The sequence below is a fragment of the Anaerobacillus sp. ABR4_321 genome (genome assembly GCF_056158505.1).
Map to the genome: position 1 here is coordinate 3,393,423 of NZ_JBSWTK010000001.1, position 14,777 is coordinate 3,408,199.

General features: G+C 43.4%; 19 protein-coding genes and 1 pseudogene. 1 reads left to right on the top strand and 19 read right to left on the bottom strand.

What is annotated here, in order from left to right:
- Positions 1–117: 117 nt before the first annotated feature.
- The 16 genes and pseudogenes from ACXADT_RS17735 to ACXADT_RS17810 all read right to left on the bottom strand — a co-directional run bounded on the left by ACXADT_RS17735 (position 118) and on the right by ACXADT_RS17810 (position 11,562).
- The gene (locus ACXADT_RS17735) at positions 118–1,245 is read right to left on the bottom strand and encodes a hypothetical protein (protein WP_474832144.1); all 1,128 of its coding nucleotides are present in this window, start codon (positions 1,243–1,245) and stop codon (positions 118–120) included.
- A complete protein-coding gene (locus ACXADT_RS17740) occupies positions 1,242–2,114 on the bottom strand; it encodes an ABC transporter ATP-binding protein (protein ID WP_474832146.1) in 873 nt (290 codons plus the stop codon). Before ACXADT_RS17740 ends, ACXADT_RS17735 begins: the two co-directional genes overlap by 4 nt.
- On the bottom strand, positions 2,098–2,874 hold the full coding sequence (locus tag ACXADT_RS17745; protein WP_474832147.1) for a hypothetical protein: 777 nt from the start codon (positions 2,872–2,874) through the stop codon (positions 2,098–2,100). The genes ACXADT_RS17740 and ACXADT_RS17745 overlap by 17 nt, the downstream gene beginning before the upstream one ends.
- Entirely contained in the window at positions 2,849–3,418 is a 570-nt protein-coding gene (locus ACXADT_RS17750) for an RNA polymerase sigma factor (protein ID WP_474832149.1), read from the bottom strand. Before ACXADT_RS17750 ends, ACXADT_RS17745 begins: the two co-directional genes overlap by 26 nt.
- Before the next feature lie 109 nt (positions 3,419–3,527).
- Entirely contained in the window at positions 3,528–4,238 is a 711-nt protein-coding gene (locus tag ACXADT_RS17755) for an alpha/beta hydrolase (protein ID WP_474832151.1), read from the bottom strand.
- 59 nt (positions 4,239–4,297) lie between these two features.
- Entirely contained in the window at positions 4,298–4,498 is a 201-nt protein-coding gene (locus tag ACXADT_RS17760) for a hypothetical protein (protein WP_474832152.1), read from the bottom strand.
- A gap of 23 nt (positions 4,499–4,521) precedes the next feature.
- Positions 4,522–5,097, bottom strand: a complete 576-nt coding sequence (locus ACXADT_RS17765; RefSeq protein ID WP_474832154.1) for a histidine phosphatase family protein — start codon at positions 5,095–5,097, stop codon at positions 4,522–4,524.
- Between the two features lie 34 nt (positions 5,098–5,131).
- Positions 5,132–6,145 carry a serine hydrolase domain-containing protein gene (locus tag ACXADT_RS17770; protein ID WP_474832156.1) on the bottom strand — a complete coding sequence of 338 codons (1,014 nt, stop codon included), beginning with the start codon at positions 6,143–6,145 and terminating at the stop codon, positions 5,132–5,134.
- 140 nt (positions 6,146–6,285) lie between these two features.
- Positions 6,286–6,837, bottom strand: a complete 552-nt coding sequence (locus ACXADT_RS17775; RefSeq protein ID WP_474832158.1) for a DUF4269 domain-containing protein — start codon at positions 6,835–6,837, stop codon at positions 6,286–6,288.
- Entirely contained in the window at positions 6,830–7,576 is a 747-nt protein-coding gene (locus ACXADT_RS17780; RefSeq protein WP_474832159.1) for an SDR family NAD(P)-dependent oxidoreductase, read from the bottom strand. The genes ACXADT_RS17775 and ACXADT_RS17780 overlap by 8 nt, the downstream gene beginning before the upstream one ends.
- Before the next feature lie 28 nt (positions 7,577–7,604).
- The gene (locus ACXADT_RS17785; RefSeq protein ID WP_474834581.1) at positions 7,605–8,186 is read right to left on the bottom strand and encodes a sugar O-acetyltransferase; all 582 of its coding nucleotides are present in this window, start codon (positions 8,184–8,186) and stop codon (positions 7,605–7,607) included.
- 47 nt (positions 8,187–8,233) lie between these two features.
- Positions 8,234–8,977, bottom strand: coding sequence for an alpha/beta fold hydrolase (locus tag ACXADT_RS17790; RefSeq protein WP_474832161.1), 744 nt, complete (start codon positions 8,975–8,977; stop codon positions 8,234–8,236).
- Between the two features lie 20 nt (positions 8,978–8,997).
- Positions 8,998–9,332 (bottom strand): annotated as a pseudogene (locus ACXADT_RS17795) (VOC family protein).
- 15 nt (positions 9,333–9,347) lie between these two features.
- Entirely contained in the window at positions 9,348–9,692 is a 345-nt protein-coding gene (locus tag ACXADT_RS17800) for a VOC family protein (RefSeq protein WP_474832163.1), read from the bottom strand.
- Positions 9,692–10,501: an aminoglycoside adenylyltransferase domain-containing protein gene (locus ACXADT_RS17805; protein WP_474832164.1), complete on the bottom strand. Its 810-nt coding sequence runs from the start codon at positions 10,499–10,501 to the stop codon at positions 9,692–9,694. The genes ACXADT_RS17800 and ACXADT_RS17805 overlap by 1 nt, the downstream gene beginning before the upstream one ends.
- Before the next feature lie 125 nt (positions 10,502–10,626).
- Positions 10,627–11,562, bottom strand: a complete 936-nt coding sequence (locus tag ACXADT_RS17810; protein ID WP_474832166.1) for a sigma-70 family RNA polymerase sigma factor — start codon at positions 11,560–11,562, stop codon at positions 10,627–10,629.
- 244 nt (positions 11,563–11,806) lie between these two features.
- On the opposite strand from ACXADT_RS17810, the gene ACXADT_RS17815 reads away from it, so the two are divergent.
- Positions 11,807–13,174 carry a LuxE/PaaK family acyltransferase gene (locus ACXADT_RS17815; RefSeq protein ID WP_474832168.1) on the top strand — a complete coding sequence of 456 codons (1,368 nt, stop codon included), beginning with the start codon at positions 11,807–11,809 and terminating at the stop codon, positions 13,172–13,174.
- Positions 13,175–13,223: 49 nt separating this feature from the next.
- On the opposite strand, the gene ACXADT_RS17820 is transcribed toward ACXADT_RS17815, so the two are convergent.
- From ACXADT_RS17820 to ACXADT_RS17830, 3 genes are read right to left on the bottom strand one after another with little or no spacing between them, the layout of a single operon-like run.
- Positions 13,224–13,595: an iron chaperone gene (locus tag ACXADT_RS17820; protein ID WP_474832169.1), complete on the bottom strand. Its 372-nt coding sequence runs from the start codon at positions 13,593–13,595 to the stop codon at positions 13,224–13,226.
- A gap of 24 nt (positions 13,596–13,619) precedes the next feature.
- Positions 13,620–14,177 (bottom strand): DJ-1/PfpI family protein, encoded by a 558-nt coding sequence (locus ACXADT_RS17825; protein WP_474832171.1) that lies wholly within the window; start codon positions 14,175–14,177, stop codon positions 13,620–13,622.
- A 4-nt stretch (positions 14,178–14,181) separates the two neighbouring features.
- The gene (locus tag ACXADT_RS17830) at positions 14,182–14,682 is read right to left on the bottom strand and encodes an MMPL family transporter (RefSeq protein WP_474832173.1); all 501 of its coding nucleotides are present in this window, start codon (positions 14,680–14,682) and stop codon (positions 14,182–14,184) included.
- Positions 14,683–14,777: the final 95 nt, after the last annotated feature.

Genomic DNA, 14,777 nt, shown 5'->3' on the forward strand with positions numbered 1-14,777 from the left:
CCCTCTAGTTTATTTAAGACTTTCTTACTACGAGGACGTTGCTCACTTAAAGTATTAGACAAAAAAAGAGCGAATCCTTTATTTGATTTGCTCTTTTCCTAAATTGCTACCTTTTAACTATGCAATTTGCCTTTTTCGCATGACGTTAATCGTCATAAATGCAAACACGAGCCCAAGGACACTCATCCACAAAATGGCGATGAACGGATAGAGAATGGGTTGTCCAAAGGCATTGATCGCATTGAAATCTCTGAACAAGAACTCGACTCTCATAATGTAAAAGTATGAAAATTCAAAGGTGTCACGTAACCACACCGGCATTTGAACTAACTCTACGAAAACGAATGGTATGCTGAAGATAGCACCACTCACGATTAGAGACACGATGACACTTCTGCAGAGTGATGAAATGAAGAGAACAAACAACGCAAAGCTGAGCGCAGCAAGTAAGTGAATACCGAGTTGAATCCCATGATACTCGATCATACTTAGACCGAATGGTGAAAAGTGATACTTGAATGTGTATTGAATCGCAGTTGACCATCCTTCGTTCCCGAACAGAAACACTTTGCTCACGATATTCCATACCTCACCAATCAAGACAACGACGAATGTGTAAAGCAGCGCTGCTGCCATTTTAGCGCGAGCGAGGTCTTTTCTTCCTCTTTTCGAACTAAGCATGTAGTTGTCTACACCAGAGCTATATTCTCTTGAATACATACCGGACAACCCGATCAAAATCATCAAACCCGTTACTAAGAGTGAGAAGGTGCTCGTATAGTCGATGATTTCTCGTGGGGCTTTGTTATAAGCAAAGTGAGAAAAATTGTTCTTCTCTAGAATACTCGTTTCAAGAGCTGTACTATAAGTATCTTCTGTTTCTAGCTCACTCAACCTTAGCTTTGTACGCTCTTTCGCATTCTGAATGAAAGCGATCGTCTCATATAATCCTGCTTTATTCCCCTCTTCTTCTGAAAAAGCTACCGCAAACTCTCCTTTCTCTTCCATTTCCTTCACACGTTCTTCATATAGCTGGTTCAGTTTTTCATTCTCTATCTTTGACCGCTCGATCTTTTCCTCCGTCAACGTTCCTTTCCACTTGCTGTAAAGCTCCTTTTCAGCTTCTGTTGTCTTATCGAAATTCAGCATATAGCTTGATGAAATGAGAAGCAAACCGATAAATGTGATATAGATCATCTTTTGCTTACAAAGCTTATACAGTTCGAATCTTACTAAATTGATCATGCGACACCGTCCTCATCGAAGTAATACAAATACAAATCTTCAAGGTTTGGCTGTGTTAGGACCGCATTCGGATGGGGCTTCGTTTCACTTAGAAGGCGAAGTTCGAACCGCTGGTCACTATGCGCGATATTTCCACATCGGTAGTGCTTCTGGAGGTTCACCACTTCTTCTTCATCAACAACTGCAGTCCACACCTTCTCTTTCATTCGTTCAAGCAGCATTTTGGGCGCTTCTTTTTGGATAAGCTTTCCTTCCTTTAAAATCATGACTTCTTTTGCGATAAACTCAATATCTGAAACGATGTGGGTGGAAAGTAGAACGATTCGATTCGCTGAAATCTTGGAAAGCAAGTTACGAAAGCGAACGCGCTCTTTCGGATCAAGTCCTGCCGTAGGTTCGTCCACGATCAAGATGAGCGGATCATTCAATAGCGCCTGCGCGATACCAACGCGCTGCTTCATTCCCCCAGATAGCTTACTCATCTTCACGTTTTGATGAGCCTTCAGATTCACAAGCTCAACCAACTCTTCTATCTTCACTTTCGCTTGAGACCTTTCGATGCCTTTGAGTGATGCAATGTAAAGAAGAAACTTCTGAATGGTGAAGTTCTTGTAATAGCCGATGTGCTGTGGTGAATAGCCAAGCAGCTCACGGTATTTCTCATCTAACACTCCAATATCTTCACCGTCGAAAAGAACCCTTCCTGATGATGGTTGTGAGACGCTTGCAAGGATTCTCATCAGCGTGGTTTTACCTGACCCGTTACTTCCTAGAAATCCATAAACACCTTCCGTTAATTCGAACGAAACATCGTTTACCGCCACTTGATCACCGTATGATTTCGTAAGCCGTTCAGCCGTTAGTTTCAAAATGTACCCCTCGCTTTACTCGTTTGATTTGAAAACTTAGAAACAGCATTGATAGGAAAAATGCGGTCATATACGACCCGACCGAGAGCGATTCAAGGTATGCCTTGATGTCGACCGATTGCAGAATCATCATGCTTGCTGTAATCCAGATCATTAAGATGCTAGGCACTGCAATTGAACTTCTGAATCGAATGGTCAAAAATAAGCCGAGCGCTGACATGAGTGTCATTGGTAGTATCCAGTATCCGACTAATTTTAGAATAAGAAGGTTTTCAAGTGATAACGAAATCGCACAGATCAATACCACGCTGATTAGAAAGTTGTAAGTACCGATAATAAACAAACGGGATAGCATAATTTGCTGTGCTGAATATTTACACGCTAGTTCGATTTCCATTAGTCCACTCTCTCTTCCTTTAAACACTTCACCAAGTCCGATCAAAAGAGGAAGTGGCGCAAGGAAAAGCATCGTACCGTACGGATCTCCTTCGAAAAATATCACGTAACTAAACCCACAAACGAAGAACATCATGTTCATCACCCAGAAGAACGATCCGATGAACGACATTTCTCTAATAGAATGATTAATGAGACCTGCTAACCTTCCTCCCATTGTGTCACCCTTTGTCTGAGGGTCTGGAACATAGTTACGAAGGCTTTCGATCGTTTGGTCGATCGCAGTTTCATCTGGGTATTCGATCGTATAGTGTTTAAAATAATCCGCGATCTCTTCTTCAACACTTTCCTTTTCTTTTCTCATGCGTTTCACTTCCTTTCAATCTGACTTTTAACTTTTCCATGCCCTGACGCAGCCTTGATTTTACGGTCGAATCAGTCGCACTCGTTGCTTTCGCGATCTCATTTATCTTCAAATCGTGAAAGTACTTTAAGATAATCGCTTCCCTTTGCATCGCCGGCAACGTGCTGAGCGCGTCTTTTATTTCTTTTCGCGTTTCATTTTTATCGAAAATGTAGGTAACATCATCCCTCTCGCGGAACATTTTATCTTCGTATTCATTGCTGTTAGATGCCTCCTTGAACGCTTTCGATCGATAATAATCTCGGCAATGATTAACAGTCATTGTAAGCAGCCAGTTTTTAAACTCACCTGTCGCAGAGTACGAATCGATCTTTTTTAGCATCTTGATAAAGATTTCCTGAGTAAGGTCATACGCAATTTCCTTATCAGACGTTTTTCGATACACATAAGAATAGACGAGTTTGTAATGTCGTTTTACTAGAACGTCCATGGCGGATTGACTTCCAGACTGAATCTCCTTTACGAGCTTTTGATCAGTTAACATGTTTTCACCTCATCCAAATAAACGTAATGGATTTAAAAAAAGTTTTAAAAGTTTTTATTCACACAGGCATGAAAAAGGAACTTCCCTTAGGAAGCTCCGTAAACCATTATTAGTAAGAAAGCTTATGTAACCACGCTAACACATCGTTAACCATTTCACCCGTGAATTCATGACCAACACTAGGGTAGCGGCGGAATTCTGCATGACTTCGATTCTCTTCCATCACTTTGCGAAAGTAATCTTCCTGCCCACATATCGGAACGATCACATCGCATTCACCATGAAGAAGTAGCGTAGGCGTTAACGAGCACGACTGCTCAACAGGATCATAATTTTTCAACCCTTTTAAAAGGTTATTCGGGATCTCTCCTCGGCGATCACGCTTTCGGAATAAGGTTTCAGACCGTACGAATGAACCTGAGCCATTCACACTTATTAGCCCTCCTACCGAGTGCTTACTTGCAATCCCATTCGCAATAAAGCCACCCATCGAACTTCCAAGGAGAACGACGTCTTCCATTTTTTCATCGATCGACTGAAGAAGCTTTGGAAATTCGTCAATGCTATGGAAGATCGTTTTCCAAAAGTACGACTGCATGATGTTCGGTTGAAAATGATTGGCAAAGGGGTCTCGAGAATCGTGGTAGATCAGCTCCGGAATCACGACTGAAAAGCCTTCCTCAAAAAGGGTTTCTGCTACATCCAGCAAGCCTTCCACCTTGCTCCCCCAGCCGTGATACAAGACGATTGTTTTGGAAGCTTTCGATTTAATAGTTGCTGTATGATAAGGCAAATGTTTATTCTCAATGCGTTTCACCATATTTTCACTCCATTAGGCAAAAACGACGCTGAACATATAGATCACCTAATTTTAAACGGTCACTCTTGCTTCCTTTCAAACATTTTAATGATTGAACGATTTTGGATGGAATAAGCCATTAGGGATACAATTACCCCAATAACTAGAGCTTTTCCTACATGGCCGAAAATTGATGGAATAGATCGGCTGCCGTAATCTCCGAATAGTAGAGATAAAATAAACGGATAGCCGAACCACTTACTAGAAAGAATTTTTCTCAAAAACTCCCCTCCAGAATTGAGCACTATGATAAGTGCTTGATGCAATTGAATAGTGGGTTGTGCCAACCTTGACCCGCTCTTTCGATGATTGAAAGTGACGTGTTGTCGATCAACGCATGAGTGTACTCTTCAGGAAATAAATGTTCTAGCGTGATTCCGATCCAAGCCCCGTGGCTCACGACGAGAACTCTTTTTCCTTGATGATCCTTCGCTAACTCTTCTAAAAATGCGTTACCTCTGATCGCTACATCAGATCGCTCTTCCATTCCGAGGTCATGATCACGCCAATTCTCACCCCATTTTTCCACTCTTTCATCCTCTGTCGTTCCTTCGATATCACCACAATTTATTTCTCGAATCCACTCTTGCTCGATCAGAGGCGTGTTCAGTTTCGTAGCGATTATCTCCGCCGTTTCCTTCGCCCTCATAAGGTCACTCGTGATGATAACATCCCATGGTTCTTCCTGTGAGAGTCTCTCAGCGAGCGCTAACGCCTGCTTTCTTCCTTCCTCGTTCAAAGGCACATTCGCATGTCCTTGTGCTTTTCCTAACGTATTCCATTCTGTTACGCCGTGTCTTACTAGTCCTACTGTCGGCATAGTATCCCCTACCCTTTCTTTTTATGTATCCCCTTTATCTATTAAAAACATCTGCTACAAGATTACTAAACTCTTTTAAATAGTATAAGTAGTTTTCACCACCATAGTTATACCGCTTGTTGTACATCTTCGCGACCACCACACCATATTCAGGAATAACAAGAAGCGTCGGTCCTGTTACACCAAGAATTTGATAAGATCCGCTAGGAACGCGGCTGCCAAGCTCACTCCGTTCACGCGGAACGTCTTGAACGTACCAGAAGAAGCCGTTCTGGGGTAGTTCCTTATCAGTGTAAGGTGGATTTTGAATCGTCGCTGACAGATCAATCACCTCTTCTGGCACGATTTGTTGCCCATTCGCCTTTCCCCTGTTTAGAAAAAGATTACCCCACTCTGCAAACTCTCTTGTATTTACGAAGAGATTTTTATCTAGACCATCTTCAACTGTTCCTAATGCACGTTCCCCTTCTTGATTAGGATTTACGATCACCCTAACGAGCTCCTCTGCATCCGAAACTTCCCACCACGTCTTCGTAAAACTCAGTGGTTCAAAGACTCGTTCTTTTAATAGTGAAGGGAAGGGTTTACTGTAAAGATGGTGGATGAGCTTTGTCATCATGACAACATTGATGTTTCGATAAGCCCAGTTTTCACCAGGTTCGAACTCTCTATATACGGTACCATCGGCGTCCTCATCTAGACCATGTGAATGTGTAACGAGATGCCGAATGGTGGTCGCCCCGAGCAACTCAGGATCTATTTCTGAGAAGTAGTCTCTCGCAAGATCATCTAAACTCGTAATCTTTCCTTCATAGACAGCAAACGCAACAGCAAGACCAAGATAGCTTTTCCTTGCAGATGCGACGTTGAACCGTGAATGGTGATCGACCATACGAGCACCCTTCGTGTTATTGTGTGTGCCACTATAATGTTCAAATAGAATATCGTTGTTTTTCATAATAAGAAGTGAAGCAGCTGAACTAGCATTTTTGTTCTTAATGTCTTCTACCCATGAAAGAAGCTCATTCATGGTACCTGTCTCGTTCATGGTACCTGTCACCACCCGTTTTTTACGATATATTGTCGAAGAATCTCCACCATAAGTTTAGCATAAAATTCCAAATGCAACTCTCGATTCTCAAAGAAAAGAAGGAGGTATCTTCCCTCCTTCTTGCTTAAAGCGATCGTTTAGATTAATTCAAACTCTTTACCATATTGGATCAGCCCTTCGTACGAATCACCTTCAATTCCAAGCAATCTACAAAAAGCTGGCTCTGTTTTGTATCCTTGTTTCTTAAGTTCGACCACACGTTCCCTCATACCAGGTTGCTTCTTCATGAGTTCATACTCGATCACCATGTGAAGATACGCATATTGGTTATGTACTGGTTCCGCTTGTCCGAACAGTTCAAATTCAAACCCTTGAAACCAAAAATTAGCTTTAATGATGGTTCTCCCTCTGATCACCGTTCTCTTTAATCTGAAGTCATCTTTCGTCCCATATAATTCTGTAACTCTCCGCTCGAACTCTTCAGCATCATTCACTTCCAACACAATATCAAGATCTGAACTATCAAGGTCGATCCCGATCGGAATGGTTCCGCAAAGTACTGGATGATACGTTTTTAGATCCTTCATAATCCCTAATACATCGATTGCACGATAAGCGCTCTTTTGCTTCTCACTACCAAATTTCATCGAGGAAAAAAGACTGCGGCCGATCGATTCTGTACTACACATTCGCAGATCCTAGCGTCATGCCCCCATCCACCACAATTTCAGTTCCTGTGCAATAAGAGCTTTCGTCTGAAGCAAGGAAGGCAACAGCTCTTGCGATCTCGATCGGCTGGCCGATTCGACCAAGAGGAATCGATTCATAGAAAGATGGTACACCTTGCCCCTGTGTTGCCATTTCGGTCTCCACTCCACCTGGGTGGATCATGTTCACCCGAATTCCTTTAGGTCCCACTTCGATGGCTGCTGCTTTTGACATGGCTACAACAGCCGCTTTTGTCGCAGCATAGGCAGTGGACTTCCCGATCGGTGCAAACGCAGAGATCGAGACGTTGTTGATGATCGATCCTTTCTGCTGATTTTCCATCAAAGGTAGAACTGCCTGCATGCCGAGGAATACACCGAGCTGGTTTACGTTGATGAGCTCCTGGTAGTCTTCAACGGTTATTTCTTGAAACGCTTTTCGTTTTAGGACGCCAGCATTGTTCACGAGAGCATCTAACTTCCCGAACTTCTCTTCTATTTCAGCCATAGCATTCTGCCATTGTTGTTCTCTCGTAACATCTAGCTGCATCGGATAAGCTCGTTCGTCATCTAGCTCATCACAAACGGCCACTGCACTTTCAAAGTTTCGGGCTGCGACAACAACTGTTGCTCCGAGCGTGACGAGGTGCTCCGCAATCGCTCGCCCCTGACCTCTGTTAGCGCCGGTGATAAGTATAATTTGGTTCTTTAAATCTGGCATAGTACCCCTCTTTCTTTCGTGGTGCCTGTCACCGCCCGCTATTTGTCGAACGGTGTGTCACCTCTCTTATCTTCTTCGCTGGATTGCCTCCAACGACTACGTTATCTGGTATACTCTTTGTGACAACTGCTCCGGAAGCGATGACAACATTATCTCCAACCGTCACTCCTGGATTAATGATTGCACCTCCTCCAATCCACACGTTATCACCGAAGATGATTGGTTTCCCGTATTCTTTTCCAGAATTACGTTCGACTGGATCTAGAGGGTGCGTCGCACCATAAATATGAACCCCTGGACCTAACATACAATTATCCCCAAAACGCACCTCACAAATATCGAGGATCACACAATCAAAGTTCATAAAGAAGTTTTCTCCAACGTGTATATTGTACCCATAATCACATTTAAACGTTGGTTCGATGCCCACGTTTTCCTTCGTAGAACCAAATAGTTCTTTTATTAACCGTGAGCGCTCTTTGTGATCTGTTTCGATCGTTTGATTATACAATCTCGTCATTCGTCGAGCACGAAGGCGATCGATGATTAGTTCTTCGTCACCTGGATTATACAGTTCTCCGTCTAGCATCTTTTGTTTTTCGGTTTTCATCATTTTTCATCCCCATTCATCAAACGAATACAATAGGAGCTTACCACTCAACTGGTAGACTCCAACAGATTGCGATTCTTTTTATCTACTCCATCCAAAAATGCTGTTAACATCTCTGTATACAAGGAAGGTTGCTCACTATGGACAAGGTGAGAAGCAAACGGCAGGACACTCACATGAACATTTTCATGCATCCGCTGGTATTTTGAAGCAGATTTCACTTCATCATGATTTCCTTCACCGACCATGAACAATACAGGTACATGGACACCGTCGATATCTGAAGTAAGTTCAAACGGATACCAATTCACATCGCGAGCCATATAGATAAACTGCTTCCAATCACCACTATGAAGCTGATCAAGTTGAGCAACAACTTCCTGGTTTTGAAGAAGTTCTGTTTGAAACGTCACTTCTTTTGCATGAGATTCGTTCCAATGATCCGGTCGATCAGCTGTTATCCCTGATAAGGTTACACTCAGCAGTCGATTCGGAAACGTTTTGGCAAATAGCAAAGCAACTAGTCCACCTAACGAACAACCGACTAAGTGAATCTGATTTAGATGCAAATGGTCTATCGTATCTCTCAAATCCTCTGCAGCGTCTTTGAAATAATTGGAAAATTCATCATTCACTGATTTCCCATGGCCTCTTAGATCCGGCACTATAACCTTTCTGCTTTGCTGTAATGCGTTTCTTTGTTCGATGAAGTCAGTTTCTCCAGTTTGTAATCCTGAGTGCAATAAAACAACAGGTTCGCCTTCTCCGTATGTTTTTGTATGTAAAATCATTTCATCTCCTCCTGTTGATCTCATTCATTAGCATGACAAAGAATATTGAGCATCTTTCCAAAAGGATCTCTTACGAAAAAACGCCTGACTCCCCATGGCTCATCTACTGGACCATGCTAAAACTCTCGCTTCTTTCATCACCCAAAGTGCTTCCTCTAGATCATCCACTTCAATAGAAAGATCAGGAGTAGGAATATTGGAACCTCCATCTATAGCTGCATTGATTTGCGCCGTCCGCTGAACCATATGTCGCGATCCAACCAAGATTCATCAATTCTTCAAGGTCGAGGAGATCTCCTTAAAACGCCTTTGCTTTCCCCAAATCAACCGGGGCTACAATACGTTTAACTTTCATTTCGCCCCACTTCTTTTACTCCCAGAAACAAACCTGCATTCGATTTCCATCAAGGTCATAAAGGTCGAAGAACGTATTCACTTCATCACGCTGCAGCTCGCTTACCTCAACACCACGGCTCTTAAACGTCTCATAAGTCTCAGCAATCGCTGATGTGAAGAAGATCGGATAGTTCTGGTGCTTAGATTTAGACGGTTCACCTTCCTCAATCGTGATTGGAACGCTACTATCACCCACACTTAAAATGCGATAACCATCATCACGAAAGGTCTCTTTCAAACCTAGATTCTTTTGATACCACTCACTCGCTCGCTCAACATCACGCACTCTTAAACAAAACGTATCGATTCGTTCGAGCATCACATGCCCTCCTTATAGTTAATCAAACTCTTTACTCTTGGTCGAAAATATTCTCTCACTGCTGAAAGTTCGCTTTTCTCAAACGAACGCTCTTTCATACCTGCATAATTTTCGTAAGCCTTTTCGATCGTTTTACCAATTGCTCCAGTAAACTCTTTCCTGCCCCAGTCCCCTGCTTCTTGTTTTGATGAAATCACTCCATCGAGTAAGTACCGATAAACGCGTACGATGTTTAGAACACAGTACACTGGATTTTCCTCTATATCATCTAGACAGTCATCATAATCATATAGAATAGAAGCAACATAGTCTTTGTACGGAATCATAGGGAAAAGCTCTTTGATCGGAGGTCCCTCAATGCAGACCCCTCTAGAGTTTAAGATTGTGAGGTGCGCTGCGAGATCAGGGTCTTCTCCTTTCAAATCTGCGATGTACTGGATATCTTCATTTTGTATTGCAAGCTCATATCGCTCACGCCAGTCTTCACTATAGTGAAACTCATAAAAACACGGATGCTTCCATGCTTGTAAATGCTCTAGTGTGAGAATACTAATTTCAATTGGATATGGGTTGTTTGAAGCCTTAAGGAGGTATGTTGCCAGCTTCTCGTTCTCCTCACTCGTTAACTCCCTTTTGGCTCCAACGATCATGTCGATATCACTTCTCGAAGGATTAAATCCACCCATCGAAAGAGACCCATGAAGATAAAAACCAACAAAACCTTCCTTCAGAATGGCTTTCATCTCGTCTACTGCATTCTGCACAAACTCTTTTACTTCATCTGAACAGTTATTCCAGCTACTACTCATGACACAACTCCTATTTCTCTACTCATTTGCTCACCTATATCACGTTCAACATAATCACCAAAAAACCTGCCCGCTCTCGTTCGACAAACATCGAGCAAAAGCGGGCGGTACCAGGCACCTTCTCTTTACCAATCGGCAGCGGGCTTATTCACCTGTGGCTGAAACCCTAGCTCCTTCGCTGCAGCAAAAATCATTTCCTTCCTGAAGTAGAAGCTACGATGGTAGACGATCTTATTGTTTTCAACTTCTTGATACTGGATATCATGAATCTTTGCTCCTTCTTCATCTTCATAAAAGACCACGATAACCGGCTTCTCCCAAAGCACCAACGGCTCCGCTCGGAAGCCAGGTAACCCAAACTGCATAGACCCGGAACGCATCTCGTTCTTTGAATATTCTTGAAACCCTAGACCTACATCGTTTTGCGCCTCTTCACTAAAGAGGCTAAATACAGCATCCACGTCTCCATCGCTTAACGCCTTCAAGTATTTCTTAATTACTGGATTGTTATGGTCAACGCTTTCCTTACTGCGCTCTTCTAAGCTGGTTTCACGTAGCTTTTCTTTCATCCGTCTCACGCTCGCATACACAGCTCCTGGCGTCGTGTGAACGATCCCCGCAACTTCTTTCGCGCTGAAAGTGAAAACTTCTTTTAGTAAAAAGGTAGCAGACTCTCTTGGTGTGAAAAGATTTGCTAGATGCGTCAACGCTTCTTCTACATCTAATCGATCTGAAAACTCCTCAGTAGGCATGTCCCCTTCTTCTAACGTTCCGACGATCCGCTTTTGCTTCCGACAGTGGTCGATCCAGGTGGTTGTTGCGACACGGTAAAGGTATGACTTAGGATTTGTCGGATGCCATCTTTGATAAAGTCCACCGAACGCCTTCAGAATGGTTTCTTGAAATAAATCTTCTCCATCCCACGGTGACCCAGTGATATAACGGCAGTAGTTCCATAGATCTTGTTTGTACTCTTCGATCAATCCATCGAATTCAGACTTTAAATCACGGTTCCTCTCAGTAAAGGTCTGTAGATCCTTTTCCTTTTGATACCTCTCCATCGAATCCTCCTTAGAATGTTTTCATTATGTATAACGTATGAGCACACGAAAATTATACAGAAATCTGTGCCTGGTACCGCCCGGAATTTGTCGAATGCATGAAGACAACGACTTTCGAACTATTTCCAATTAATTGGTGTCTAAATTTTCAAAATAAATTGACAGCGCTTCCATAAAGGACTACTTTAAATATAACGCGTAATACATAAACCGTGAAAAAAATCTCATATAAGGAGATGGGGAAATGGCTACTTACTCAGAGTGTGAAGGTTGGAATCCTAGTGAAATGAAAAAACATCAGCTAAAAGGATTACAGAACACCGTAAAGCGTGCATTTCAAAACGTCCCGTTTTACCGCGATTCATTCATGGAAGCTCATATCACCCCAGAAGAGATCAACACGTTAGACGATCTCCGCCGACTCCCATTCACGCAAAAACATCACCTTAGAGAAAACTATCCTTTTAATCTACTAGCAAGTCCAATGGAAGACATCGTCCGAATTCATGCTTCTTCAGGCACAAGCGGGAAGCCGACCGTTGTCGCTTATACGAAGAACGATCTAGAGTGCTGGGGCGAAATCGTCGCTCGAGCAATCGCGTTAGCAGGCGGTCGAAAAGGCGATATTCTTCATAATGCTTATGGGTATGGACTCTTTACGGGAGGCCTCGGATTGCATGTAGGATCAGAAAAACTAGGCTGTGCGACCGTTCCCGTATCTGGTGGAAACACCGTAAAGCAGATCTCCCTCATACAGGACTTTAAGCCGAGGGTCATATGTTGTACGCCATCCTATTTATTAAGTATCGGAGAAGCAATGATCCAACAAGGAATCGACCCTGCTTCAACTTCGCTAGAAATCGCAATACTAGGGGCCGAACCCTGGTCAGAAGGGATGAGGAGTCAGATCGAGCGGATGTTCGACCTTAAAGCGACCGACATTTATGGTCTCAGTGAAGTGATCGGTCCAGGCGTTGCACAAGAATGCGTAGATTGTCAGGATGGCCTTCACATTGCTGACGACCACTTTCTCGTTGAAGTGATTGACCCAAATACGCTAGAGCCTGTTGAAGACGGCCAAGACGGTGAGCTTGTGTTTACCAGCCTTACAAAAGAAGCGTTACCAACGATCCGTTACCGAACTGGAGATATCGCTTCGATAACGCGCGAGCCTTGTGAATGTGGCAGGACGACGACGAGGATGAGCCGGGTAAAAGGCAGGATCGATGACATGCTGATCATTCGTGGCGTTAACGTCTTTCCATCTGAGATCGAACGATTCATCTGTAGCCTTGATGAACTGGTGCCTCACTACCAAATTCACCTTCATAAGAAAGGCCCTATGGATCACGTGGAACTCCACGTCGAAGTATCAGAACAATTCTATACGTCTCTTAACGACCAAACGTTCAGCCATCCGGCTGCACAAGAGCTAACGTCAAGAATCGCATTGATGGTGAAAACCGAAGCACTCGTCTCGATGGAAGTCTTCTTAAAAGAACCGTCTGCCCTTCCCCGCTCTGAAGGAAAAGCAAAGCGAGTCTTTGACCATCGCACCGCTACGGTGACAGGTACCACCCGGATTAGCTCGAAGGCTGTCGAACAGAACTAGGTACACAAAAAGACGTCTGCTTATAAAGCAGGCGTCTTTTGCAACACAGTCACTTCCTCCAAAAACTCGTACATTCCGCTTTATCACGAATATTAAACGAGATCATCTTCTCAAGCAGCCCATAATTCACCGGTTTGTTCCACGGAATTCGCACGAGCTCTTTTGTAACATCATATCCAGCTGCATCGATATCATCAGCGAAATGCTCCATCACGACCCGCTCTGGTGCGACCGACATGTGCTTCTTCGCCTTACTAAAAGCGATAATAAATGTGCCATGGTCGGTATACATCGGTTGGTTCCATGCAATCCTTCGCTCTAAGTTTGGATACTTCTCCTCAACCCAATCGAACACTTCCTCCATTCGAGCGCGGTGCTCAGGCTCTTCGATTTTGCTAAGATAGTCTTCAAACGTTTCCACTCCATTCCCTCCTCTACTAAAGCGCTAGCCTCTCAGCTGATTCTTAAAGAACAAGACCGTTTCCAATTCATCTTCACGGTCCTCAAACAGACCTAGCTGTTTTGCGACTGCTACCGCAAATTCTATGTACGCATTTCCTTCAGCGGTAATCAAGTTTTCACAAACCGTTACGTCCGATTTGTTTTTGTTTGCAACCTCAAAGATCGTTGGAAACTCTTCTGTTTCAATTGAAGTCGAATACTTCCTTTCACCTAATACTGAACTCGCGCCGAGGAATGTTGAAGCTCCACATATCGCCGCGATCCACTTCTTTTTCTCATCAAAACTCTGGATAAGGTTCAAAAACTTCTCTTCCTCTAATAGTGGCACTGGGTCACCACCCGGGATAACTAAAATATCATAGTCGTCTGGTGAACACTCGCTCACGGTCTTGCTCACACGTATATTGAACTTCCCGCTATTCGTCACTTCACGGTACAGAGCGGTGGTCTCGATATCGACGTCCGTTTCACTAAAAATATAGCTAAGCGTACTGATTTCCCATTCTACATAGCCATCATACAGTAAAAATAATGCCTTCATCCCTTCAACCCTTTCTATTTCTTCTCTCATACCACTCTACGATTCTCGCCTCACCAATCATGTAGAGTAGCAGTCTTAACAATGCATAACAGGTTAAGAACCCAGCAACAATTGAGATGAATAGCATGACCGCAAACCCTTTTACTGCGCCAACGCCAAAGATAAACAGTCCACAAGCAGCAATTGCGGTCGTTATTTGTGCATCCCCAATCGTTATAAACGAACGGTTAGAGGCTTCCATCACGAGCGTTTCGAACGAAGCTCCCCTTCTCTTGATTTCCCGCAAACGCTCAAACGTTAGGATCGACGCATCGACCGCCATCCCGAGGCCAAGAATAAACGCTGCCAATCCTGTTAGCGTGAGCACACCTTCTAAGAATACAAAGATGGCGAACGTCAAATACAGGTAGCTTACCATGCAAAGAACCGAAATCATCCCCAGATAAAGGTAATTCCAAACCATATACAAAAAGATCAATAGTATCGCGATTCCGCATGACAACATCGTATTGTTCTATCACGAGCAGCTCCACTAAACCACCTCCAAAAGTAGCGCTACTACTATGTACGAATTTGAAAAGCATGAAGTTCCATTTTTTC

Bases quoted from the DNA above. Each gene is read 5' to 3' on its own strand.
- ACXADT_RS17745 (WP_474832147.1), bottom strand. From the start codon at position 2,874: ATGAGAAAAGAAAAGGAAAGTGTTGAAGAAGAGATCGCGGATTATTTT.
- ACXADT_RS17830 (WP_474832173.1), bottom strand. From the start codon at position 14,682: ATGTTGTCATGCGGAATCGCGATACTATTGATCTTTTTGTATATGGTT.
- ACXADT_RS17750 (WP_474832149.1), bottom strand. From the start codon at position 3,418: ATGTTAACTGATCAAAAGCTCGTAAAGGAGATTCAGTCTGGAAGTCAA.
- ACXADT_RS17775 (WP_474832158.1), bottom strand. From the start codon at position 6,837: ATGTGTAGTACAGAATCGATCGGCCGCAGTCTTTTTTCCTCGATGAAA.
- ACXADT_RS17735 (WP_474832144.1), bottom strand. From the start codon at position 1,245: ATGATCAATTTAGTAAGATTCGAACTGTATAAGCTTTGTAAGCAAAAG.
- ACXADT_RS17805 (WP_474832164.1), bottom strand. From the start codon at position 10,501: ATGAGTAGTAGCTGGAATAACTGTTCAGATGAAGTAAAAGAGTTTGTG.
- ACXADT_RS17810 (WP_474832166.1), bottom strand. From the start codon at position 11,562: ATGGAGAGGTATCAAAAGGAAAAGGATCTACAGACCTTTACTGAGAGG.
- ACXADT_RS17800 (WP_474832163.1), bottom strand. From the start codon at position 9,692: ATGCTCGAACGAATCGATACGTTTTGTTTAAGAGTGCGTGATGTTGAG.
- ACXADT_RS17790 (WP_474832161.1), bottom strand. From the start codon at position 8,977: ATGATTTTACATACAAAAACATACGGAGAAGGCGAACCTGTTGTTTTA.
- ACXADT_RS17825 (WP_474832171.1), bottom strand. From the start codon at position 14,177: ATGAAGGCATTATTTTTACTGTATGATGGCTATGTAGAATGGGAAATC.
- ACXADT_RS17770 (WP_474832156.1), bottom strand. From the start codon at position 6,145: ATGAACGAGACAGGTACCATGAATGAGCTTCTTTCATGGGTAGAAGAC.
- ACXADT_RS17780 (WP_474832159.1), bottom strand. From the start codon at position 7,576: ATGCCAGATTTAAAGAACCAAATTATACTTATCACCGGCGCTAACAGA.
- ACXADT_RS17765 (WP_474832154.1), bottom strand. From the start codon at position 5,097: ATGCCGACAGTAGGACTAGTAAGACACGGCGTAACAGAATGGAATACG.
- ACXADT_RS17815 (WP_474832168.1), top strand. From the start codon at position 11,807: ATGGCTACTTACTCAGAGTGTGAAGGTTGGAATCCTAGTGAAATGAAA.
- ACXADT_RS17785 (WP_474834581.1), bottom strand. From the start codon at position 8,186: ATGAAAACCGAAAAACAAAAGATGCTAGACGGAGAACTGTATAATCCA.
- ACXADT_RS17755 (WP_474832151.1), bottom strand. From the start codon at position 4,238: ATGGTGAAACGCATTGAGAATAAACATTTGCCTTATCATACAGCAACT.